The sequence below is a fragment of the Microbacterium sp. AZCO genome, assembly GCF_039614715.1.
GTDB lineage: Bacteria > Actinomycetota > Actinomycetes > Actinomycetales > Microbacteriaceae > Microbacterium.
The window spans coordinates 3,429,198-3,450,787 of sequence record NZ_CP154857.1 but is presented as its reverse complement, the minus strand read 5'-3'; the positions used below and the strand labels follow the sequence as shown (position 1 = coordinate 3,450,787).

General features: G+C 71.0%; 18 protein-coding genes and 1 tRNA gene. 5 read left to right on the top strand and 14 right to left on the bottom strand.

Features of this window, described 5'->3' with window-relative positions; all coding sequences use genetic code 11:
* Positions 1-184: 184 nt before the first annotated feature.
* The 4 genes from AAIB33_RS15760 (at position 185) to dcd (ending at position 8,687) form a co-directional block, all read left to right on the top strand.
* Entirely contained in the window at positions 185-7,477 is a 7,293-nt protein-coding gene (locus AAIB33_RS15760; protein WP_345800906.1) for a DUF5979 domain-containing protein, read from the top strand.
* Positions 7,477-7,764 carry an antibiotic biosynthesis monooxygenase gene (locus AAIB33_RS15755; RefSeq protein WP_345800905.1) on the top strand — a complete coding sequence of 96 codons (288 nt, stop codon included), beginning with the start codon at positions 7,477-7,479 and terminating at the stop codon, positions 7,762-7,764. Before AAIB33_RS15760 ends, AAIB33_RS15755 begins: the two co-directional genes overlap by 1 nt.
* Positions 7,765-7,818: 54 nt before the next feature.
* Positions 7,819-7,892 (top strand) — tRNA-Gly (locus tag AAIB33_RS15750).
* Between the two features lie 189 nt (positions 7,893-8,081).
* Positions 8,082-8,687 (top strand): dCTP deaminase, encoded by a 606-nt coding sequence (gene dcd / locus AAIB33_RS15745; protein ID WP_345800904.1) that lies wholly within the window; start codon positions 8,082-8,084, stop codon positions 8,685-8,687.
* On the opposite strand, the gene AAIB33_RS15740 is transcribed toward dcd, so the two are convergent.
* The 7 genes from AAIB33_RS15740 to AAIB33_RS15710 all read right to left on the bottom strand — a co-directional run bounded on the left by AAIB33_RS15740 (position 8,688) and on the right by AAIB33_RS15710 (position 15,326).
* Positions 8,688-9,920: a HAMP domain-containing sensor histidine kinase gene (locus tag AAIB33_RS15740; protein ID WP_345800903.1), complete on the bottom strand. Its 1,233-nt coding sequence runs from the start codon at positions 9,918-9,920 to the stop codon at positions 8,688-8,690.
* On the bottom strand, positions 9,913-10,623 hold the full coding sequence (locus AAIB33_RS15735; protein WP_345803456.1) for a response regulator transcription factor: 711 nt from the start codon (positions 10,621-10,623) through the stop codon (positions 9,913-9,915). The genes AAIB33_RS15740 and AAIB33_RS15735 overlap by 8 nt, the downstream gene beginning before the upstream one ends.
* A gap of 77 nt (positions 10,624-10,700) precedes the next feature.
* Positions 10,701-12,533, bottom strand: coding sequence for an Ig-like domain-containing protein (locus tag AAIB33_RS15730; RefSeq protein ID WP_345800902.1), 1,833 nt, complete (start codon positions 12,531-12,533; stop codon positions 10,701-10,703).
* Between the two features lie 91 nt (positions 12,534-12,624).
* On the bottom strand, positions 12,625-13,038 hold the full coding sequence (locus tag AAIB33_RS15725) for a hypothetical protein (protein ID WP_345800901.1): 414 nt from the start codon (positions 13,036-13,038) through the stop codon (positions 12,625-12,627).
* A 49-nt stretch (positions 13,039-13,087) separates the two neighbouring features.
* Positions 13,088-13,705: a signal peptidase I gene (locus AAIB33_RS15720; RefSeq protein ID WP_345800900.1), complete on the bottom strand. Its 618-nt coding sequence runs from the start codon at positions 13,703-13,705 to the stop codon at positions 13,088-13,090.
* A 25-nt stretch (positions 13,706-13,730) separates the two neighbouring features.
* Positions 13,731-14,300, bottom strand: a complete 570-nt coding sequence (locus tag AAIB33_RS15715; RefSeq protein ID WP_345800899.1) for a TasA family protein — start codon at positions 14,298-14,300, stop codon at positions 13,731-13,733.
* A 144-nt stretch (positions 14,301-14,444) separates the two neighbouring features.
* Complete coding sequence (locus AAIB33_RS15710; RefSeq protein WP_345800898.1) at positions 14,445-15,326, bottom strand: alpha/beta fold hydrolase; 882 nt, start codon at positions 15,324-15,326, stop codon at positions 14,445-14,447.
* A gap of 69 nt (positions 15,327-15,395) precedes the next feature.
* Here AAIB33_RS15710 and AAIB33_RS15705 point away from each other — a divergent pair, with 69 nt between their 5' ends.
* Positions 15,396-16,088 carry a TetR/AcrR family transcriptional regulator gene (locus AAIB33_RS15705; RefSeq protein WP_345800897.1) on the top strand — a complete coding sequence of 231 codons (693 nt, stop codon included), beginning with the start codon at positions 15,396-15,398 and terminating at the stop codon, positions 16,086-16,088.
* Here the strand turns inward: AAIB33_RS15705 and AAIB33_RS15700 are convergent.
* From AAIB33_RS15700 to AAIB33_RS15670, 7 genes are all read right to left on the bottom strand, one after another.
* Positions 16,078-16,320, bottom strand: coding sequence for a hypothetical protein (locus AAIB33_RS15700; RefSeq protein ID WP_345800896.1), 243 nt, complete (start codon positions 16,318-16,320; stop codon positions 16,078-16,080). The genes AAIB33_RS15705 and AAIB33_RS15700 overlap by 11 nt on opposite strands.
* 112 nt (positions 16,321-16,432) lie before the next feature.
* Positions 16,433-17,389, bottom strand: a complete 957-nt coding sequence (locus AAIB33_RS15695) for an NAD(P)/FAD-dependent oxidoreductase (protein ID WP_345800895.1) — start codon at positions 17,387-17,389, stop codon at positions 16,433-16,435.
* Complete coding sequence (gene fdxA, locus AAIB33_RS15690) at positions 17,382-17,711, bottom strand: ferredoxin (RefSeq protein WP_345800894.1); 330 nt, start codon at positions 17,709-17,711, stop codon at positions 17,382-17,384. Before fdxA ends, AAIB33_RS15695 begins: the two co-directional genes overlap by 8 nt.
* A complete protein-coding gene (locus AAIB33_RS15685) occupies positions 17,708-19,099 on the bottom strand; it encodes an FAD-dependent oxidoreductase (RefSeq protein WP_345800893.1) in 1,392 nt (463 codons plus the stop codon). The genes fdxA and AAIB33_RS15685 overlap by 4 nt, the downstream gene beginning before the upstream one ends.
* A complete protein-coding gene (gene cobA / locus AAIB33_RS15680) occupies positions 19,096-19,908 on the bottom strand; it encodes a uroporphyrinogen-III C-methyltransferase (RefSeq protein WP_345800892.1) in 813 nt (270 codons plus the stop codon). The genes AAIB33_RS15685 and cobA overlap by 4 nt, the downstream gene beginning before the upstream one ends.
* The gene (locus AAIB33_RS15675; protein WP_345800891.1) at positions 19,905-20,867 is read right to left on the bottom strand and encodes an ABC transporter permease; all 963 of its coding nucleotides are present in this window, start codon (positions 20,865-20,867) and stop codon (positions 19,905-19,907) included. The genes cobA and AAIB33_RS15675 overlap by 4 nt, the downstream gene beginning before the upstream one ends.
* On the bottom strand, positions 20,857-21,582 hold the full coding sequence (locus tag AAIB33_RS15670) for an ABC transporter ATP-binding protein (RefSeq protein WP_345803455.1): 726 nt from the start codon (positions 21,580-21,582) through the stop codon (positions 20,857-20,859). Before AAIB33_RS15670 ends, AAIB33_RS15675 begins: the two co-directional genes overlap by 11 nt.
* Positions 21,583-21,590: the final 8 nt, after the last annotated feature.

The following is a 21,590-nucleotide window of genomic DNA, read 5'->3' as shown; positions in this document are numbered from 1 at the left end:
CGGGATGCCGCGACTCGTCGGGCTCACCCTTTCCGGATGTCTTCGTCCGCAATCGTTGGTGGGATCGACGCCTCCGCGCTAACGTCGGGCTCAGATCGCCCGGGGGGGAGATCGCACCCCGGGGGGTTGGGCTATGGCTCGCAGTTCCGTGTCACCTCGTCGTGGAGCCGCACGTGGCCTCTCGATGACCGTCATCGTGACCCTCGTCATCGCCCTCGCGGCGAGTCTGTCGATCGGGCAGCTCACCGTCGGCGCGAGTCAGGCGGATGCCGCCCTCAGCGTCGCCATCCAGTCCCGCATGTTCACCCAGTCGGGGTGGACGAGCGCGAACGGCACGGCGAACCCGGTGAACGGCGACTACTTCCGCTACGGCTCCAACACCGGCGGCACGACCGGGACGATCGCCAACCCCGGCGGGTCGGCGGGCACCTCGGGCAACCCGCTCTACAACACCGACGGCTATTCCGGATGGGTCGGGAACGGGAGCACCGCGTGGACGGCGCACGGCTTCCGCAACAACCAGTCGGTCACCGCGCAGCTCGACCTGTCCAATCAGAGCGCCCTCGGCTTCGCTCCGTCGAGCGTCTCGACAGTGCCCGTCAACACCGTCTTCAACCTCGGTCGTATGGTGCACGCGAACCGGCCGCTGAGCCTGCTCACGAGCTCGTGGTTCCGCGGGCAGATGCAGATCCAGTTCGCCGGCGTGCAGCTGAACTACCAGTGGCGCATGAACGAGACGCCCAACAGCTTCGGCGACTCGCGCGACAACGACATCCTCGACTTCACGAACCAGATCAGCGATCAGACGTTCGTCGACAACGGCATCACGTACACGCTGGTCGTGCTCGGCTTCACCGGGCCGGGCTCGGGCAACACGTGCCCCGCAACAGTGTCGAACGTCGGCACGGTCGTCAACACCTTCAGCACGGTGGAGGATGCCGTCACCTACGGCTGCCTCTACGCCTCCGTGCAGCAGGTGCGGCCCGTGACGATCGTCAAGCAGGTCGTCGCGCCGTACGGCGCGCCGGCATCCTTCCCCGCCTTCTCCTTCGACTCCGCGAGCAACGCCGCGGGCTCCGTCTGGGGAAACGACTTCACCCTGCAGCCGACCGGCACGGGCGCCGCGGGGCAGGCGACGCTGACCGGCCGCACGTACACAGTGGGCGAGAACGTCACGCTGACGGAGGGCTCGCAGACGGCGCCGTGGACCTTCACGTCGCTCACCTGTCGTGACGGCGTGGGCAGTCCGATCGGACAGGTGAGCGGGCAGTCGGTGACGTTCACGGGCGACCTCTCGACCTCGGTCGCGGCCGCGATCCCGATCACCTGCACATACGTGAACACGTATACGCCTCGCGCGACGCTCACCCTGAAGAAGTCCGTCATCACGACGGGCCAGCCGGGGGACCTCGCCAGCCCGTTCAACTGGACGCTGACGGCGGCGCCCGTGTCGATCTCGGGACAGGCGAACGTGGCGGGAGCCGGCCAGACGGGACAGACGAACACGACGCCGAACCCGGCCATCACGAATCAGTCGGTCATCGCGGGCACCTACACGCTGAGCGAGACACCGCTCGGCTCTCGCACCGCCGGCTACGTGCAGGACGGCAACTGGTCGTGCTTCCTCACGGCCACTCCGACGACGAGCGTGCCCGTCACGAACGGCCAGGTGGCGCTCGCGAACGGCCAGAACGTCACGTGCCAGGTGGTGAACCGCTTCCAGACCGGCACGCTGCAGATCACCAAGACCGTCACGACCTCGCCCGCAGGCGGCTACACGGCCGGGACCGCGAAGGCCTTCACGGCCGCGTACACCTGCACGCCCGGGAATGTCAGCGGCACGGTGACGGTCAACCCGAGCGCCACGAACGGCACGCCCGGCGCCGTCGTGTCGATCCCGAACCTTCCCGCGGGTGCGACCTGCGCCGTGACCGAGCAGAACCCGCCGAGCGGCTCGACCGACCTCCTCAACGGCTCCTGGGCGTGGAACGCGCCCGTGAACCCTCTGCCCGTGGTCATCCCGGCGAACGGGTCGGTGCTCGTCGACATCGGCAACTCGGCGTCGCAGCAGACCGGCTCGCTGCAGATCACCAAATCGATCGTCGGCGGCAATGCCGACACGCCGGGCACGGGCTACACCGGCGGGCCCACGCGAAGCTTCCCCGTCTCGTACGACTGCACGATCGGCGGGCAGAGCGTGCGCAGCGGAACCGTCGGCGTGTCGAGCGGCACTCCGGCGACGGTCACCGGCATCCCTGCCACGGCCGTCTGCCGCATCGTGAACGAGACGCTCGCGACGGAGGTGGGCGACTTCATCGATGCGTCCTACGCGTGGCGCGACTTCAGCGTCGCGCCCGCGACCGTCACGATCCCGGCCGGCGGCCCGGCGACCCTTGCCGTCACGAACGTCTTCATCCGCAACCTCGTCGACCTGAAGCTCGCCAAGACCGTCACGGGCGCGGGCTACACGGGCACGGCCGAGGACTTCGCGATCGCCTTCGACTGCGGCTCCGTCTCGGGCACGGTGAACGTCGCGAACGGGGGCAGCAAGACCGTCCGCGTGCCGGCGGGCGTGCAGTGCGGCGTCGTCGAGACGCCGCCGTCGGCGAGCCTGCTGCAGCCCGGGTATGTGTGGGGCGCCGCGACCTACACCGGGCTCACGGCCGGAACGGTGTCGGTGCCGGCCGGTGGCACGGCGACCGTCACCGTCACGAACCCGAACCGCATCGGCTTCGGCCGGCTCTCGCTCACGAAGGCCGTCGCGCACTTCCTGGAGGTCGTGAACGCCCAGACATCCTTCACGCTGCGGGTCGCATGCGACGCGCCGGCCCAGGGCGGTGGAGCGAACTACTCGAAGGACTTCTCGTTCACGTCGCCGAACTTCGGCATCCAGGTCACCGACTACCTGCCGATCGCCGCCTCGTGCACCGTCATCGAGGTCGCTCCGCCGACGGGATCGGCGGCGCTGCTCGACGCGTCGTACGCGTGGGGGGCTGCGCCTGAGCCCCAGGAAGTGTCGGTGCCGAACAGCGTCGATCCGCTGCCCGTCACGGTGACCAACGACATCGTCCGCGTGACGGCCCCGTTCTCGATCTCGAAGACCGTCACGAACAACACGGGCGCTGAGCCGACCGCCCCCTTCACGGGCACCTGGTCGTGCACCTACGACGCGGATGCGCCGGTCACGGGCACGTGGACGGCTCCGGCGGCGGGCGGCCCGGCGACGCTCCAGCCCGGTGGCTCGGCATCGGTGCAGGTGCTGGCGACCTCGACCTGCACCGTGACGGAGGCGATCCCGTCCTCGCCCGTGCAGCCGGAAGACCCGTCGTACGTGTGGACGACGTCGATCCCCGCGCCCGTCGTGATCGGTACGGGCGGAGGCACGTCGGTCGTCGCGAACACCCTCAATCGCTCCACCGCGAGCTTCTTCGTGGCGAAGCAGGTGACCGGCGGCCTCGCCGGCGCGGCGTTCGAAGACACCCCCTTCACCTTCACTTACAGCTGCACGCCGCCGACCGGACCCGTCATCTCCGGCACGCTGTCGATGCTCTCAGGCGGCGTGGAGGGTCCCGACGAGGCGATCCCGGTCGGCTCGCAGTGCCTCGTCGCAGAAGACCTCGACGCGCTCCCCGCCACCATCGACCCGTACACGTGGGACGGCGTGAGCTACGTCGTCACGAACGTCCCGACCCTCCCTCGCGCCGACGGGACCGTGCAGTTCACGATCCCGTCCGACGGCTCGTCCGTGTCGGTCGTCGCGACCAACGCGATCACGCCGAAGCAGGTGCCCGTCACGGTGAACAAGACCGTCGTCGATCCCGACGGCGGGTTCACCGGGTCCGGTGGCATCTTCTCGGTGACGCTGCTCTGCACGCCGCCCGGTGGCTCCGCCGAGGCCAACCTCGGCGGCAAGTTCCTCGCCGCCGGCGGCTCGGCGACCTGGCAGGTAGACCTCGGCTCGACCTGTCGCGCGACCGAGCAGCTGCCGTCGGCTCCCGATACCGGATTGAAGGATGCCTCCTTCGAGTGGGGGGCGCCCGTCTTCGCGCCCGCATCGGTCGACGTCGCCGAGGCCGACGGGGACTACTCGATCGACGTCACCAACACGGTCATCCGGGTGTACGCGACCGTCGGCCTGCAGAAGACGATCGATCTCGCAGGCTTCAGCCAGAGCGTCCTGCGTCCGGGGCTGCAGTACAGCGGGCAGTGGTCGTGCACCTACGGCACGGAGACGGTGGGCGGAGAGTGGACAGCGACGCCAGGGCAGCCCGCGGTGCTGACCGGTCCGTTCGACCGCGTGCTCGCGACGAGCTCGTGCACGGCGACCGAGAACACGCCGCCGTCGCCGAGTGTCGACCCGTCGTACCGCTGGCAGTCGCCGCCGGCGATCACGCCCATCGCCTCGGTCTCGTTCGACGGCATCAACACCATCGGCGTGACGAACACGCTCACCCGCGACACGGGATCGATCACGATCGCCAAGACCCTGAGCGGAGCCGTCGAGGGCTTCGTCGCACCGACTGATCCGCCGTTCCAGATCGGCGTGACCTGCGCCTTCTCCGGCGCCGACGGCGTGATCGAGGCGAACGCCTCCATCGCGGCGGGCGGCGCTCCCGTCGTGATCGTCGACAACGTCCCGGCCGGCTGGACGTGCTCCGTCAACGAGGCGCCGATCGCCTCTCCGCACCTCAATCTGGTGGATGCCTCCTACGCGTGGGGAGCCGTGCGCTACCGGGTCGGCAACGGGGCGTTCGGCGGGCGCGTCGACATCGGTGTCATCGCAGGTCAGACGACCCCCGTCGTCGTCGACAATGCGATCGATCGGGTCTTCGGCGGCCTGCGGATCGTGAAGCAGCTCTCGGGCGTCCCGGCCGATGCGATCGCCGCGCTCCCGACCTTCTCGGGCACCTACTCGTGCCAGTACCAGGACACCACCTACAGCGGCACGTGGCAGACCGACGCCCTCGGCGTCGCGGCGGATCTGACCGGCGACACCGTCTTCCCCGTGACCTCGACGTGCTCGGTGCAGGAGGACACGACGACGATCGCACCGTCGGCCGGATTCGTCGACGAATCGTGGGCGTGGGGCACGCCGACGATCAGCGGCCCGGTGTCGATCGTCGCGGGCACGCCCGCCGAGGTCGCCGTGACCAACACCGCCGGTCGGGTGTTCGGCGCGCTGCGGATCGCGAAGACGTACACGGGCGTCGACGGCGCATTCGCGGCCGGCACGACGGTCGGGGGCACGTGGCGATGCACCTACGGCGACACCCTCTTCTCGGGCGCGTGGTCGACGCCCGCGACGGGCGGCGTCTACGACGTGACGACGGATGCCGGCATCCCGGCGAGCTCCGTCTGCTCGGTGTCGGAAGATACCCTGCCCGCTCTGACGGACGCCTCGTACGCCTGGAACGACCCCCAGTACGACCCCGCCGACCGCACGGTGACGCTGAGCCCCGGCGGCCCCGCGACGGTCGGCATCACGAACTCGACGCGCCGCGTCACGACGACCTTCCAGGTCACGAAGCAGCTCGAGCTGGGCCCGACCGTCACCCCCAACGCTCCCAACAACAACCTGACGTTCTCGGGCACGTACGAGTGCGCGAAGGACGGCACATCGGTGAGCGGCAATTGGGGCCCGATCGCCGCGGGAGCCACCACGACCGTCGCGTCCCCGATCCTCGTCGGCTCGACCTGCGCCGTCATGACGGAGAGCCGTGCCGAGCTGCCGGTCGCGATCGACACGTCGTTCCAGTGGCTCAAGGAGCGGTTCAGCGATCCCGTCGTCACAGTGTCCCCCGGTACGACTCTTCCGACGATCACGGTGACGAACCCGATCGTCCGGGTGTTCGGTTCCTTCACGGTGCGGAAGGTCGTCGCGGGCTTCCGCAGCGGGTTCGACCCCGAAACCCTCTTCCCCTTCGACTGGTTCTGCCGCGCCCTCAACGGCGATGTCTACAGCGGGACGTTCGAGCTGCGGGACCTCGGCGAGTGGGGTGCGACCGACCAAGCCGTGCCCGCGGGCTCGGAATGCACTGTGCGCGAGGGAACCGAACCGCCACTTCCGCCATCGCTGTCCTGGTCGACGTCGATGGAGGTGCAGAACCCGACAGTGCTGACCCGCGGCGCCTCCGTCACCTTCACGATCCCCGCGACCGGCACACCGCTCGTCACCGCGACCAACACGATCAATCGCGAGGTCGGCTCCTACTCCGTCACCAAGACGAGCGACCCTCCGAGCGGGTCCACCGTCGAGCCCGGTGACAGGATCCGCTACACCGTCACGGTGACACCCGAGAGCCCCGGCTGGGTCGACGACGTCGTCGTCCAGGACGACCTCGCCGATCTGACGTCGGTCGCCGTCGTCGACGACAGCTCGATCGAACAGTCCCAGGGAACCGTCGCACTCTCGACCGATGCGCTGAGGTGGACGGTGGGCCGTGTCGATGGCCAGGTCGGACCGCTGACGCTCGTCTACGACGTGATCGTCGACGACGACGCAGTCGGTGCGGTGATCCGCAACGCCGTCACCGCCGAGGGCGAGGTGGCTCCCACCTCGTGCGACCCCTGCTCCACGATGCACGTCACCCCCGAGTGGACGCTCGAGAAGTCGAGCGACCCGTCCTCCGGAAGCACCGTCTCGCCGGGTGACACGGTCACCTACACGCTCGCCGCGCACAACACGTCCGACGCCGTGGTGAGCGGCGCCGCGGCGGTCGACGACCTGACCGACGTCCTCGACGACGCGACGATCTCGGGTCCGCTCCCCGCCGGCGTCACGGTGACCGGCACGACGCTGACGTGGGCGATTCCGACACTGCAGCCCGACCAGACCGCCACCGTCTCGTATGCGGTCGTGGTGGATGCCGGTGCGCGCGGTGCCACACTCGCCAACGTCGTGGCGCCGCAGGGGTCGGGAGGCGAGTGCGTCGTGTGCGACACCTCGCACTACGTGCCCGGGTGGACGCTGCACAAGGCGAGCGACGCCCCCGCCGGCGGCGCGGCTCCGGGCTCGGTCGTGACGTACACGCTCACCGCGAGCAACACCGGCGGCGTCATCGTGTCCGGTGCGGGAGCGCGCGACGACCTGCGCCAGGTGCTCGACAACGCGGCGTTCGTCGGCACGCCCGCGGCGGGGCTCTCGCTGAGCGGCACGACGCTCACGTGGGCGATCCCCGACATCCCCGTCGGAGGTTCCGTCTCCGTCTCCTACCAGGTTCGCGTGGATGCGGATGCCGTGGGCGTGACCCTGACCAACAGCGTGACTCCGCTGGGCGACGGCGGTGGATGCGACGGCTGCGTCACCGAGAACCCGGTCGCCCCGCCCACGCCGACGCCCACCCCGACCCCGACGCCGACCCCACCGCCGTCGCTGCCGGTGACGGGCGGGACGATCGCCTGGTCGGCGGCCGCGGGCGCGTCGCTGCTCGTGCTCCTCGGCGGGCTGCTCGTGATGCGTCGCCGTCGGTCGATGTGATGGCGGAGGTGCGACTGCACGGCAGCCTCGTGTGCGCCGACGACGCGCAGGCCGACCTGGTGCGCGCGAACCTGGCTGCGCACGTCGCGCTGACGCGTGCCGAGCCCGGCTGCCTCTCGTTCGAGGTGACGCCGACCCAGGACGGCCTCGTGTGGCGCGTCGAGGAGTTCTTCGCCGACTCGGCGGCGTTCCGTGCGCACCAGCAGCGGGTCGCGGCGAGCGAGTGGGGTCGCACGACCGCGGGGATCGAGCGGCAGTACACGGTCGAGGGGCTCGAGGCCGAGTAGTCCCGGGTGCGGTCCCGACGGCTGTTATGCTTGCCGGGCGCCGAGAGGCCTCTCGGGGATGTAGTTCAATGGCAGAACTTCTGCTTCCCAAGCAGACAGCGCGGGTTCGATTCCCGTCATCCCCTCCAATGGCCTGAGGAGCCGCCCCGGCGGCTCGTCAGGCCATTCGCGTGGATGCCGTAGGAAACGTCCCGCCCCGGGCGGTCCCGCTCCGCCGGAGGCTCCGCGCGCCGACGGAGTCGGCGTGTGGAGTGGCGGAGTGGCCGATTCCCGTCATCCCCTCCGATTCATTCCCTGAGCCTCGATAGGCTGGGCGCGTGCTGCTCTCCGACCGCGACATCCGCCGTGAGATCGAGGCCGAGCGGATCGCGCTCGACCCGTGGCAGCCCGAGATGGTGCAGCCGTCGAGCGTCGACGTGCGGCTCGACCGGTACTTCCGGCTGTTCGACAACCACAAGTACCCCTTCATCGACCCGGCGGAGGATCAGCCCGATCTGACGCACCTCATCGAGGTCGCGCCCGACGAGCCCTTCATCCTGCATCCCGGTGAGTTCGCACTCGGCTCGACGTTCGAGCAGATCACCCTGCCCGACGACGTCGCGGCCCGCCTCGAGGGCAAGTCGTCGCTCGGCCGCCTCGGCCTCCTGACGCACTCGACGGCCGGCTTCATCGACCCGGGCTTCACGGGGCACGTGACCCTCGAGCTCTCGAACGTCGCGACGCTCCCCATCAAGCTGTGGCCCGGCATGAAGATCGGGCAGCTGTGCTTCTTCCGCCTGTCGTCGCCGGCCGAGACGCCGTACGGCGCCGGCCCCTACGGCAACAGATATCAGAACCAGCGGGGGCCCACGGCATCCCGTTCCTTCCAGAACTTCCACCGCACCGACGTGGGCACGACCGACGCGGGGTCGCGCGGAGCCTGATCAGAGCGTCTCGCGCTGCGGCAGGATGAGCGAGAACTTCGTCGTCGGCGTGGACTCCAGGAGGAGGTGGCCGCCGAGCGCCTCCGCGAGCTCCGCCGAGAGTGCGAGGCCGATGCCTTCGCCGCCGTTCGTGCTCTGTCCCGGCGTGCGCTGGAAGATCGCATTGCCGCTCGGCCGCGGACCCTCGTCGGACACGCGGACCGTGACGTACCCGTTGGCGCGCGCGCCCGAGACCGTCACGAGCCCGCGCCCGTGCCGCAGGGCGTTGTGGATGAGCACGTCGAGGATCTGCGTCGCGGGGGCCGGCACGCTCGTGGCGGCGACCCGTTCGGCCTCGACCCGGATGTCGCGCTGCTGGGCCACCGCCTGCGCACGCCACCGGTCGCCCGCCTGATCGAGCATCGGTCCGAGGGCGGTCCAGGCGTCGGCTCCCGGCGTTCCTCCGCGCGCGAGCGCGAGGAGATGGGCGATCGCGTCGGAGAGACGGTCGATCTCGCGCAGCGCGTGGTCGAGCTGCTCCCGCACGGCGGGCGCCGTCTCGGGCCAGAGCGAGACGTCCTCGAGCTCGAGCCGCAGCGCCGTGATGGGCGTGCGCAGCTGGTGCGACGCATTCGCCGCGAACTCGTGCTCGCGCCGGATGCGCTCCTCGAGCGTCCTCGCGCTCGAGCGCAGCGCGTCTTCGATCGCCCGCGCCTCGGGGATCCGGGCCGGGGGGCTGTCGTCGTCGAGCGAGCCCTCTCCGATGCGGCGGGCGATGCCGGCGAGGCGCACGAACGGCTGCGACAGCCGGCGCGCGAGCCACACCGCGACGATCGCCGAGACGAGCATGAGCGCGACGCCGAGGATGATCACCGGCATGACCGCCTCCTGCACCCGCCCCGCGACGACCTCGCCGGAGCGGCTGAACTCGACGGTGCCGCCGCCCTCCACGTCGGCTGTCGAGACGATGTCATCTTCGGCGGCGGGCGCGCCGACCTGCACGGGCACGCCGTCGGGGCCGACATACGTGATGCGCTCCCCGGTCTCGAGGAGCGGCTCGAGGAAGTCGGCCGTCACGATGCCGTGCGCCTCACGCTCCTCCACGAGCACCGCGAGCAGCTCGGCGGAGCGCTCGACGCGGCGCTGCTCGTTCGTCTGGATCAGATCGGCGACGATGTAGGCACGGGGGATGCCATAGAGGGCGATGATGCCGACCGCCATCGCCACGAACGCGAGGACGAGGCGTTCACGCATCCGCCGCCCCGTCGTCGAGGCGGAAGCCGATGCCGCGGATCGTCGTGATCCGCACATCGGCGCCCGAGTCCTCGAGCTTCTGGCGCAGGCGGGCGATCGTCACGTCGAGGGTCTTGGTCGAGCCGAACCAGTTCTCGTCCCATACGTCGTCCATGAGGCGCTCGCGGGTCACGACGTTGCCGCGGTTCTTGTCCAGGTGCGCCACGAGGTCGAACTCCTTCGTGCTGAGCTGGATCTCGCGGTCGCCCGCGAAGGCCCGTCGCGCGTCGGGGTCGACGGAGAGAGGGGTTCCGGATGCCGCGGCCGGCGCCGCGGCGGCCGGCACCGTGTGAGGCGTGCCGCTGCGTCGCAGCAGGGCGCGCAGGCGCGCGAGCAGCTCCGCGAGGGCGAACGGCTTGGCGATGTAGTCGTCGGCGCCGACGTCGAGCCCGACGACGCGGTCGAGTTCGCCGTCACGGGCCGTCAGGATGACGATGCCGCCCTCGAACCCCTCGTCGCGGACACGACGGCACACGTCGAGGCCGTCCATGTCGGGGAGGCCCAGGTCGAGGACGACGAGCGAGAAGCCGCCGGCCAGCACGCGGTCGACGGCGGCTCCGCCCTCCGCGACGCGCTCGACGTCGTAGCCCTCACGCGTGAGCGTGCGGACGAGGGGGAGTGCGATGCCGTCGTCGTCTTCGACGACAAGGATGTGCTGCCCCACGACGTCGATGCTATCGAGGTCGTCGGCCGGATCGACCGCATGCCCGTCGGGGGTGTCGTGGGTGCCGGGTGCGTCCACTAGAACTCCCTGTCCAGTGCTCCCGACTCGGTGACGGGGGCGTTCGACGACGTCGTGGCGCCGAGGTCCTTCGCGAGGTTGGACGGGGTCCACACCATGCTGGCGGCCGCGGAGGCGGGTGCCGTGCGCAGGGCGCCGCCGCTGATGAGCGTCCCGACGCTGAGCTGCACGACCGTGACGGGCAGGCCGTTCACCGTCGCGGAGGTCGCGGTCATGGTGGCGGTGAAGGTCGACGTCTTGTTGTTCTTCAGGTAGTCGCCGCGGAGGTCGACGGATCCGAGGTTCACCGAGGCGGATCCGCTCTGGACGTCGAGAGTGTCGTCCGCGCTTCCGAGGCCGAGCAGGCCCCCGTCGCGGAGCCGGAGGGTGACCGCCGTACCCGCGCCGCTCCAGCCGGCGAGGATGCTCGCCGGGCTCATCTGCGTGCTGTACGTGAAGGTGACGGTGTCGCCCGCGTCGAGGCGACCCGGAGTGCCGGTGCCGTTCGCCGTCTGCACATCCACGCCGCGCACCGCGCGGTTGTCGACGCGGCGGCTCGCCATGACGGCGGAGGTCTTCGTGACACCGGTGCGGTCGGTCATGACGGCGCGGAAGTCGTAGAGGCCGTCGGCCACCGACTTGCTGTTCCAGGCGCAGGTGAAGGGGGATGCCGTGACCGTGCAGATCGTCGTGAAGGCCGAGCTGCCGTTCGGCGCCATCTGTATCGCCACGTTGGCGATCCCGGCGCTCGTGCTGGCCGTGGACGTGAGAGTCACGGTGCCGGTGAGGAAGGCGCCGGGATCCTCCATCGAGACCGAGGCGACGGAGTTGTCGACCTGGCGTCCGCTGACCACGCTCGGGGTGCCGACGTTGCCGGCCTGGTCGGTCGCGAGGGCGCGGAAGGAGTAGAAGCCGGCCGGAAGCGCCGTCGTGGCGAAGCGGCAGGAGTACGGGGTCGCCGTGAGGGTGCAGGCATCCACCCAGGTGCTCGAGCCGTTCGGCGCGTACTGGATGACGACCTTCGCGACGCCCGAGAGCGCGTCCGAGGCGGTGGCGGAGAGCGTGACGGTGCCGCTCAGCGGCGTGCCCGGGTCGGCCATGGTCGCGGTGGGGGCGCCGTTGTCGACGAGCACGTCGGCGACGACAGCCGAGTAGGTGGTGACGCCGTTGTACGTCGCCGCCGAGCGGAGGTCGTAGGAGTCGGTGCCCTTGAGCGTGGTGGTCCTGGTGTTCCACGAGCAGTCGTAGGGCGCGGCGATGCCCGAGCAGAGGGTGACCCACGTGTTGGATCCCGCCACGGAGTACTCGACTCGCACGGCGTAGGGGCCGGCGCCCGTATTCTGCAGGGTCGTCGAGAGCGCGACGGTGCCAGCGACGGTGTCGCCCGGGTCGGCGAGCACCACGCCGATCGTGTTCCCGACGGTCGCGGCCACGATCGCGGACGTGGTCGAGTAGCCGGACTTGTCGGTGGCGATCGCCCGAAGGCTGTACCAGCCGTCGGCCACGGCGCGGGTGTCCCACGTGCACGTGTACGGGCTCGCGGTCGCTGTGCAGAGCGTCGTCCACGTCGATGCACCCGCCGCCTGCACCTGCAGCACGACCTGGCGGATGCCGCTCTCGGCGTCGGACGCCGTGGCCGTGACGGTGGCGATGTCGCGCAGCGGCGCCGCGGGGGCGGTGACGCTCACAGTGGGCGGGGTCCAGTCGGCGGCAGCCCCGACGCTGTTCGCGGCGTTCGCGGTCTGGGCCGTGTAGGTCGCCGATGACATGCCGGGGGCGAGCGTCGTGATCCCGGCGACGAGCGCGAACGCGAGCACGCCGAGCACCGCGGTGCGCAGGGCGGCGGCGTTCATCGGGTTCCTCTGGAAGGGTTCGGATACGCCTTCGACGTTACGTGCGGACGGGTTACAGCCCTGCTACGGCAGGTCCTCAGCCCCGCCACAATCAGCGGTCGGCGGCGGAACCGGATGCCTGACTGTCCGGCACGAGCCGCCGGCCGCCCGTCACCCGCCACGACGCGGCGAGCAGGGCCGCAAGGCCGGTGAGCACGGCGTCGCGTACGGTCCAGGCGGCGACGGGCAGACCGGGCGCGCCGACGGTGTGCGTCAGCACCAGACCGACGACCGTCACCCATCCGATGATGACCATCGCGAGGCGCGACTCGAAGCAGTGCGCGGTGAGGAAACGGGCCACGGTCGCGAGCCCTGCCAGGCCGAGCACCGCGGACATCAGCGTGACGGTGTCGCGGAGCGGGTCGAGGGATGCCGCAGCGAGGTGCAGCAGCGACACCGCGACCAGAACCCCCGTCGCCGCCCAGGCGAGTGGGCGGTGACGGGGGAGGCGGCGAGGAGCGGCCATCGGTGTCTCCTTCGGGTCGGAGGTCTGCGTCAGGCCGTTCATGTCGCGCTCAGGGCGCGGCCGGGAGAGCCGGCGAGGGATGCTCCCCCGGACGCGCCGCCCCGAGGGAATCCGACGCGTCCGCGGGGGACTCGTCCTTCCGGCGGGCGGCGCGAACGAGGTCGCGGAGGAACAGCAGTGCGATGAAGGCGGCTGGAACACCGATCGCCAGCATCCTGATCCCCCTCGCCGACAGGGCGATGAAGATCCACCCCACGGCAGGGATCCACCCTTCGACCCGCGGCTGGACGGTGTCCGCGAGCGTGAAGGTCCAGGGGTCGGCGCTCGCATTGGCGTCGCCCTTGGTGTGGAAGACGAGCAGGCCGCTGCCATCGGCGCTCTGCTCGATCGAGATGATGCGGTGGGTCACGAGCTCGGTGACCCCGGAATCCGCGGGCGGGAGGTAGGTGATCACGTCACCGACCCGGAGGTCGGCGACGGGCACCTGGCGTTCGAGCACGAGAGATCCGCGCTCGAAGGTGCCCGACATCGATCCGCCCGTGATGACGTAGCGGTCGAAGCCGAGAAGACCCGGTACGAACATGAGCGCCGCGACGGCCAAGGCGATGACGGATGCGATGACAACCGTCGTGCCCCCCAGTGCCTTCATCGTTGTCGCGGCGCTCATGTCGATTTCCCCTCCCCAGGTCTGATTACTGGTTGTACGTCGTGGCGGCGGTCTGCGTGGAGCTCCACGTGTACGACGCCGACGCGGTCTTGCCCTGCTCGTCGTTGCCGGCGGTCTGCGCCAGCGTGACGGCGAACGTGTACTCGCGCGCCTCGCCCTTGGCGAAAGCGCCGAGGTCGACGGGAGCGGCGCCCGTCAGCGCACCGAACGTGCCCGACCACACGGGGGTGGTGGAGCCGGCCGCGGTGATGGTGAGCGTGAGGTTCGACTTGGTCGTGAAGCCGTTGACGGCGTTCTCGCTCAGCTTGATGTTGGCGGGAAGCGTGCCGGAGTTCGTGATCGTGACCTTGCCGACGACGGTGTCGCCCGGCTTGAGGTCGGAGAGGTTGAAGATCGCTCCGGTGCCGCGCGAGTTCGTCTGCTGCAGCGTGCCGGTCGTGAACGCGTTGGCCGAGTTGACCGAGTTCGCGACGAAGTCGGCACCCGAGCCGACCGCGATCGCCGAGGCGACGAGCAGGCCCGCGAGCGGGATGAGGATGCGCTTGCGCGAAAGGACGGCCTTGCCGGCCGGAGCCTTGGGCGGGGTGGTGCTCATGGAGCGGATTCCTGTTCTGACGTGGATTTCATCAACAGGAACGACGCTACGGAGACGTGGGCAACGGGAATCCCACAGCCGGGCCACATCCGGACCAGGGATGTGACACAGAGTCTCACGAAGGCAACGACGGAGTGTCAGTCCTCAGTCACGCGCCGCGGCGGTCCTCTCGTCGACGCGCGCGAGGCCGCCGACCGCGAAAGCGGTGACGGCGTCGAGGACGGGGTCGGCTGCCAGCACGCGGCTGTGCCCCAGGCCGTGCGTGCGCACCAGCCGGGCGCGGCCGGCGTGGGCGGCCGCGAGATCGGCGCTCGCCGCGGGCGGCACCTGCCGGTCGGTGTCGTCGTGCACGGCGAGCAGCTCGACGGTCGCGGGCAGGGGGTTCTCGAGGGCGTCGTAGCGACGGCGCATGGATGCCGCATCCTCTCCGAACCTCGCGAAGAAGCGTTCTTCGAAGGCGGTCTTCGCGCGCGGCGTCAGGCCGAGCATCGCTGAGAACTGGTCGATGAAGACCTGCGGCGTACCCGCGCCCGCGATGGCGGCGACGCGGGCGGTGGTCGTGCCGGCGCGTACGGCCGTGAGCGTCGCGAGGGCTCCGAAGGAGTGGCCGACGATGAGACGGAAGCGGCCGTGCCGGCGCTGCAGCCCGTCGATCGCCGCGATCCAGTCCCTGATGTCCGTCGGCGAGGAGGGGGATGCCCCGTGTGCGGGCGCGTCGAGCGCGACGACGTGGAAGCCCTCGGCGACGAGCTCGCGCACGAGCGGTGCGAACTGCGACGCCCGCCCGCGCCAGCCGTGCACGAGGAGCACGGTGTCGTCGCCCGAGCCCCAGGAGTAGGTGGCGACGTCCTTCCCTCTCATACGCAGGGCGCCGCGCCGTGCGGCGGCGTCGGTCGCGGCATCCCGTTCGCTCAGGGGAAGCCTCGGCTGCGTCACGAAGAAGGCGCGCAGGGCGAGGCGCCCGGCGAGCTCGGGGGAGAGGCTCGTCGCCGCGCGGAACAGCGTGCGGGTGCGGTTCGGGTTCATGGCGCCTCCAGCAAAGAGTACGAACGATCGTTCGTAGACTATACGAACGATCGTTCGTACACTAGAGGCATGTCCGACACCGTGATCGACCGGCGCCGCGCACGAGGAGACGCGTCGCGGCGGGTCATCCTCGAGCGCGCGACCGACCTCGCCTCGGTCGAGGGACTCGACGGGCTCACGATCGGCCGGCTGGCCGAATCCGCGGGCATGAGCAAGAGCAGCATCGCGACCCTCTTCCGAGGCAAGGAGGGCCTGCAGCTCGCGGCCGTCGACGCGGCGGCGCAGATCTTCCGCGAGAACGTCGTCGAGCCCGCGCGCACGCACCCGCGGGGGGTCGCCCGCCTCGCGGTGCTGCTGCGCAGCGCGCTCGACTACTCGCGCAGGCGGGTCTTCACGGGGGGCTGCTTCTTCGCCGCGACGGCCGCCGACATGGACTCCAAGCCCGGGCCGGTGCGGGATGCCGTGCGCGCGTGGCTGCGCGATTGGTACGGCTACCTCGAGGCGCAGGTGCGGCACGCGTCGGAGGCGGGGGAGATCACGGCGGATGCCGCGACCGTGCGCCGACTTGCCTTCGAGCTCATCGCCCTCGACAACGAAGCCAACGCCCGCTCCCTCCTCACGGGCGACGACGCCGTGTACGACATCGCCGCGACGTCGATGCGCGAGCGGCTGATCGCGGTCGGCGCCAACGCGGACGACCTGGCGCCGCTTGCGGTCGCGGTCTCCGAGCCTGTCGAGGAGCCGGGGTCGATCAGGGGGTGAGCCGGCTCGCCTCGATCGCGGACTGCGCGAGAGCGAGAGTCGGGAACTCCCCGACGGACGCGTGCGTCGCGTTGCGCGCGTAGTAGCGGGCGTCGTCGACCCGCTCGATGGTGCCGAGGAACGCGCCGTCGGTGTTGCCCACCCAGAAGTCGTCGTCCACCTCGTGCCAGAACCCCACGGTCTCGTCGACCGTGCGATGCCGCAGCTCCGCCGCGCCGTCGATCATGGTCATGGTGTGCCCCTTCAGGTCGCGGTCGCCGTTCCGACGCCGCATCTGAATTGAACACGGAATGCCGCCCGCGCGAGGTGGATTGACAACGCCCGAGCGATATGCCTGGAAGGCGTCAGTGCGCGGTCTGCACCCCGACGAGGTCGTGGACGAGCACGGCGGCGGCGCGGGCGCCCTGGCCGGCGGCGACGATGAGCTGCTGCGGGCCCGGGGCCGCGGCATCCCCCGCCGCATACAGGCCCGGGACGGACGTGCGTCCCGAGCCGTCGACGACGAGGTGCCCGTCGGCGTCGCGCTCGACCTCGACGCGCGAGAGGTAGTCGAGGGAGGGATGCCACTCCGGGCGCACGAAGCCGCCGTCGATCTCGACGCGCTCGCCGTCGGCGAGGCGCACGGCCGACACCGTGCCCTTGTCGCCCTCGAGGTCGTCGATCCGACGGCGCTCGACGACGATGCCGGATGCCGCGAGCTCGGCCTCTTCGACCGTGTCGACGACGTCTCGCCCGTTCGTGAAGACCGTGAGCCGGTCGGTCCAGCGTGCGATGAGTCGCGCGCGGGTCGCGAGGTCGGGGGTCTCGCCGATGAGCGCGAGCGGCCGGTCCTGCAGCTCCCACGCGTCGCACGCCGCACAGCTGAAGATCGTCATGCCGTAGAACGCACGCAGGCTCGGGATCGAGGGGAGCGTTTCGCGCAGGCCCGTCGCGACGATCACCGAGCGGGCCGCGATCGCGGCCGGGGTGCCGGCCGCCCGCCCCTCCAGCGCGACGAGGAAGCGGAGCCCGTCGGCGCCGTCGCTGCGGACGACGGCCGTGGCGACCGTGCGATCGAAGACGCGCACGTCGGGATAGGCCGAGAGCTCCGCTCGCGCGAGCTTGCGCAGCTCGAGGGGCGGCACCCCGTCGCGCGTGAGGAAGCCGTGCGAGCGCAGGGTCGCGGCGTTGCGGGGGCGCCCCGCGTCGATCACGACGACGGAGGCGCGCGCCCGTCCGAGGTTGAGCGCGGCCGACAGGCCCGCGGGCCCGCCCCCGATGATGACGACGTCCACCTCGGTCTGCGTGGTCGGTTCAGTCATGGCCGTCTCCCTGCGGGGGCAGCTCCGCGATGATCGGGTGGTCCTTGTGGATCACGCCGACCTTGGCCGCGCCGCCGGGCGAGCCGATGTCGTCGAAGAACTCGACGTTGGCCTTGTAGTAGTCCTGCCACTCGTCGGGCAGGTCGTCCTCGTAGTAGATCGCCTCGACGGGGCACACGGGCTCGCAGGCGCCGCAGTCCACGCACTCGTCCGGGTGGATGTACAGGCTGCGTTCACCCTCGTAGATGCAGTCGACCGGGCACTCGTCGATGCACGCGCGGTCCTTGACGTCGACGCACGGCAGCGCGATGACGTACGTCATGACAGCGTCAGGCTCCCCGCGCGCGAGATCTGCACCTGCTCGTCGCGAGGCACGACCTTGACGCGCTCGCGCGTGTGCTCGTGCGTCGCGCCGAGTTCCCGCTCGTGCGCGTCGAGGGCGAGCCAGCCGTCCCACGTCGTGTACTCCACCTCGCGCTCGGCGAGGAGGTCGAGCACGTCCCCGTCGACGATGGGGGCGACAAGACGCCCCGCCTCGGCGTCGGCGACGAGGTGCGCGACGGTCTCCATCGCGTCGGACTTCGTGTGGCCGATGAGCCCGACCGGGCCGCGCTTGATCCAGCCCGTCGCGTAGAGGCCCGTCACCGGGCTGTCGCCGTCGGTCACGCGTCCCTCGACGTTCGGCACGACGCCGCGCACCTCGTCGAACGGTGCGCCGATGACGGGCGTGCCGTAGTAGCCGACGGCGCGGTACACGGCCTGGACGGGGATGTCGCGCAGCTCGCCGGTGCCGATCACGGCATTGTCGCCGATCGGCGCTGTGCGCTCGAATCGCACGCCCGTGACACCCTGCTCCTCGTCGCCGAGCACCTCGACGGGCGCGTGGAAGAAGTGCAGGTGCAGGCGGCGCGAAGCGCCCTGGGTGCCGCGGGCGCGCCACGACTCGAAGATGCGCTTGATGACCTTGAGCTGGTTGTTCGGCAGGGGCGCGGCATCCAGCGCCTCGAAGTCCTCGTCGGCCAGCACGATGTCGACGTCGCGCACCTCGCCGAGCTCGCGCAGCTCGATGGGCGTGAACTTCACGTCGAGAGGACCGCGCCGCCCGAACACGTGCACATCGGTGACGGCGGAGGCCTCGAGCCCCGCGAGCACGTTGTCGGCGATCTCGGTGGGGCGGAGGTCCACGGCGTGCTTGGCGAGGATGCGGGCCACGTCGAGGGCGACGTTCCCGTTGCCGATGACGGCGACCTCGCGCTCGGCGAGCGGCCACTCGCGCGGCACGTCGGGGTGGCCGTCGAACCACGCGACGAAGTCGGCGGCGCCGTACGAGCGGGGGAGGTCGATGCCCGGGATGCCGAGCGCGGCGTCGCGGATCGCGCCGGTCGCGAGGATCACGGCGTCGTAGCGCTCGTGCAGCTCTTCCAGGGCGATGTCGCGGCCCACCTCGACGTTGCCGATGAAGCGGGTTGTGCCGGCATCCAGCATCTCGTGCAGCGAGTTGACGATGCCCTTGATGCGCGGGTGGTCGGGTGCGACGCCGTAGCGGATGAGGCCGTAGGGCGCGGGGAGCGACTCGAAGAGGTCGATCGCCACGGTGCCGCCCTGGGCCTGCACGGCGTTGGTGAGGATGTTGCCGGCGTAGATGCCGGCGGGACCCGAGCCGACGATCGCGACGCGGAGCTGGAGGGCCGAGGTGTTCTGCACGGTCACAGCGGGTTGCCTTTCAGGATGGGCTCGGCGGGCGTGATGGATGCCGCGAGCTCGGAGGGTGCGTACGGGCTGAGGGAGACGACGTCGCCGACCACGACGACGGCGGGGGAGCGGACGCCGCGCTCGGCGGCCTGCTGCGCGATCGTGGCGAGCGTGCCGACCGTCACGCGCTGACCGGCGCCGAAGCCGTCCTCGACGATCGCGACGGGGCAGCCGGCGCCGCGCTCGCCGCGAGCGAGGGTCATGGCAGCGTGGGCGAGGGTGCCGACGCCCATGAGGAGCACGACGGTGTGGTCGCGCCCGCCGCCGAGCTCACGGATCTGGTCGTGCCCCGTGACGACCGTGAAGGCGGTCGCGAGGCCGCGATGCGTGAGCGGGATGCCGGCGATCGCGGGCACCGAGAGGGCGCTCGTCACGCCCGACACGACCTCGACCTCGACCCCCGCCGCACGGCAGAACGCGAGTTCTTCGCTGCCGCGGCCGAAGACGTACGGGTCGCCGCCCTTGAGGCGGACGACGGTCTTGCCGTCGCGGGCGAGCTGGACGAGGAGCGCGTTGATGGCGTCCTGCGGGACGGCGTGGTGGCCGGGCAGCTTGCCGACGTCGACGACCTCGGCGCAGAGCTCCACGCCCTCGGCCGCGAGGCCGTCGAGCACGGCGCGCGCGCCGAGCCGGTCGGCGACGATGACGTCGGCGGACTCGAGCGCGCGCAGGCCGCGGACCGTGAGCAGGCCCGGGTCGCCCGGGCCCGCGCCGACGAGCCACACCTTGCCGGCCGCGGGCCTGCCCTGAGCTTGTCGAAGGGTCATCGCGCCACCGCCTGCAGGAGGCCACGGCCGCGCAGCATCCGCCGCTCGAGCGGGCCGAAGAAGAGGAGCTCGATCAGCACGCCGATCGTGAGGATGACGAGGATCGTGCCGAGCACAGCGGGGAGGTCGATCAGGTCGCGCGAGGTCTGCAGCATGGCGCCGAGGCCGAAGCCGATCGTTCCGCCGGTCGCGATGATCTCCGCGGCCATGAGCGAGCGCCACGAGAACGCCCAGCCCTGCTTGAGGCCGGCGACATAGCCGGGGAGCGCGGCGGGGAACACGACGAGCGTCGCGAGCTGCACGCGCCCCGCACCGAGCACTGTGCCGACGCGGCGCAGCTGCGGGGGCACCTGGTCGATGCCGGAGATGAGCCCGTTGACGATCGAGGGGATCGCGCCCATGAGGATGACGAAGTACACGGTCGCGTCGCTCAGGCCGAACCAGATGATGGCGGCGGGCACCCACGCGACCGACGGCAGAACCTGCAGGCCCGAGATGATGGGGCCGACGGCGCGACGGATCGGCTTGACCTCGGCCAGCAGCAGCCCGAGGGGCGTGCCGACCGCGATCGCGATGAGGAAGCCGATGATGCCGCGCTCGAGGCTCGTGAGGACGGCTTCCTGCAGACGGCCCGCCTCCCACGCCTGGCCGAGGGCCGCGGCGACGTCGAGTGGGCTCGGCAGGATGTCGGGGCGCGGTGAGGCGATGACGACGTAGAGCTGCCACACGACGAGCAGGAGCACGACGAAGAGCACGGGCGGGAGGACGCTCGTCCAGAAGACGCGCCACCGGCTGGTCGGTCGGTCGAGGTCGGTCTGAAGGGCGTCGAGGCCCGCAGCCAGGCTGCGGAAGTCGTCCTGTGGCTGGTCGGAGGACGCTGCGGTCCGGGATGCCGCGGGCGCGGCATCCACGATTCCGGGCGTCTGCTCGTCGGTGACGAGGGAGGTGTCACGCGGCATTGCGGCGGATCTCCTTCCGCAGCTTCTCGGTGATCTCGATCGACAGGGCCGCCACCTCGGGCGACTCGATGCGGCGCCCCTCGGTGTTGGCGATGCGCCACTCGCCGGCGACCCGGCCCGGGCGGCTCGAGAGCAGCACGACGCGCTGCCCGAGGCGCGCGGCCTCGCGCACGTTGTGGGTGACGAAGACGATGGTGCGGCCCGTCGCGGCCCACACGCGCTCCAGCTCCTCGTGGAGGAGGTCGCGCGTGATGGCGTCGAGGGCGGCGAAGGGCTCGTCCATGAGGAGGACGGGCCGGTCCTGTGCGAGGGCGCGGGCGAGGGCGACGCGCTGGCGCATGCCGCCGGAGAGCTCGTGCGGGCGCTTCTCGGCGGCATCCGCGAGGTTGACGACGTCGAGCAGCTCGAGGGCCTGCGCGCGACGCGCGGCGCGCGGGACGCCGCGGAGGCGCAGCGCGAGCTCGACGTTGCGGCGCGCGGAGAGCCACGGCATGAGCGCGGACTCCTGGAACATGACGGCTGAGCCCCCGGCCGGGGTCTCGATCCGGCCCGCGGTGGGCTTGTCGAGGCCCGCGATGAGGTTGAGCAGCGTCGACTTGCCGCATCCCGATGCCCCGAGCAGGCAGACGAACTCACCGGGCGCGATGTCGAGCGTCACGCCGTCGAGCACCTGCGGGCCCTGGCCGAACCGCTTCCCGACACCCTGTAGCCGCACGGCCGGAG

Coding starts and splice junctions, on each gene's coding strand:
- AAIB33_RS15760 (WP_345800906.1), top strand. CDS start 185: ATGACCGTCATCGTGACCCTCGTCATCGCCCTCGCGGCGAGTCTGTCG.
- AAIB33_RS15755 (WP_345800905.1), top strand. CDS start 7,477: ATGGCGGAGGTGCGACTGCACGGCAGCCTCGTGTGCGCCGACGACGCG.
- AAIB33_RS15740 (WP_345800903.1), bottom strand. CDS start 9,920: ATGCGTGAACGCCTCGTCCTCGCGTTCGTGGCGATGGCGGTCGGCATC.
- AAIB33_RS15730 (WP_345800902.1), bottom strand. CDS start 12,533: ATGAACGCCGCCGCCCTGCGCACCGCGGTGCTCGGCGTGCTCGCGTTC.
- AAIB33_RS15725 (WP_345800901.1), bottom strand. CDS start 13,038: ATGGCCGCTCCTCGCCGCCTCCCCCGTCACCGCCCACTCGCCTGGGCG.
- AAIB33_RS15720 (WP_345800900.1), bottom strand. CDS start 13,705: ATGAGCGCCGCGACAACGATGAAGGCACTGGGGGGCACGACGGTTGTC.
- AAIB33_RS15715 (WP_345800899.1), bottom strand. CDS start 14,300: ATGAGCACCACCCCGCCCAAGGCTCCGGCCGGCAAGGCCGTCCTTTCG.
- AAIB33_RS15710 (WP_345800898.1), bottom strand. CDS start 15,326: ATGAACCCGAACCGCACCCGCACGCTGTTCCGCGCGGCGACGAGCCTC.
- AAIB33_RS15705 (WP_345800897.1), top strand. CDS start 15,396: ATGTCCGACACCGTGATCGACCGGCGCCGCGCACGAGGAGACGCGTCG.
- AAIB33_RS15700 (WP_345800896.1), bottom strand. CDS start 16,320: ATGACCATGATCGACGGCGCGGCGGAGCTGCGGCATCGCACGGTCGAC.
- AAIB33_RS15695 (WP_345800895.1), bottom strand. CDS start 17,389: ATGACTGAACCGACCACGCAGACCGAGGTGGACGTCGTCATCATCGGG.
- fdxA (WP_345800894.1), bottom strand. CDS start 17,711: ATGACGTACGTCATCGCGCTGCCGTGCGTCGACGTCAAGGACCGCGCG.
- cobA (WP_345800892.1), bottom strand. CDS start 19,908: ATGACCCTTCGACAAGCTCAGGGCAGGCCCGCGGCCGGCAAGGTGTGG.
- AAIB33_RS15675 (WP_345800891.1), bottom strand. CDS start 20,867: ATGCCGCGTGACACCTCCCTCGTCACCGACGAGCAGACGCCCGGAATC.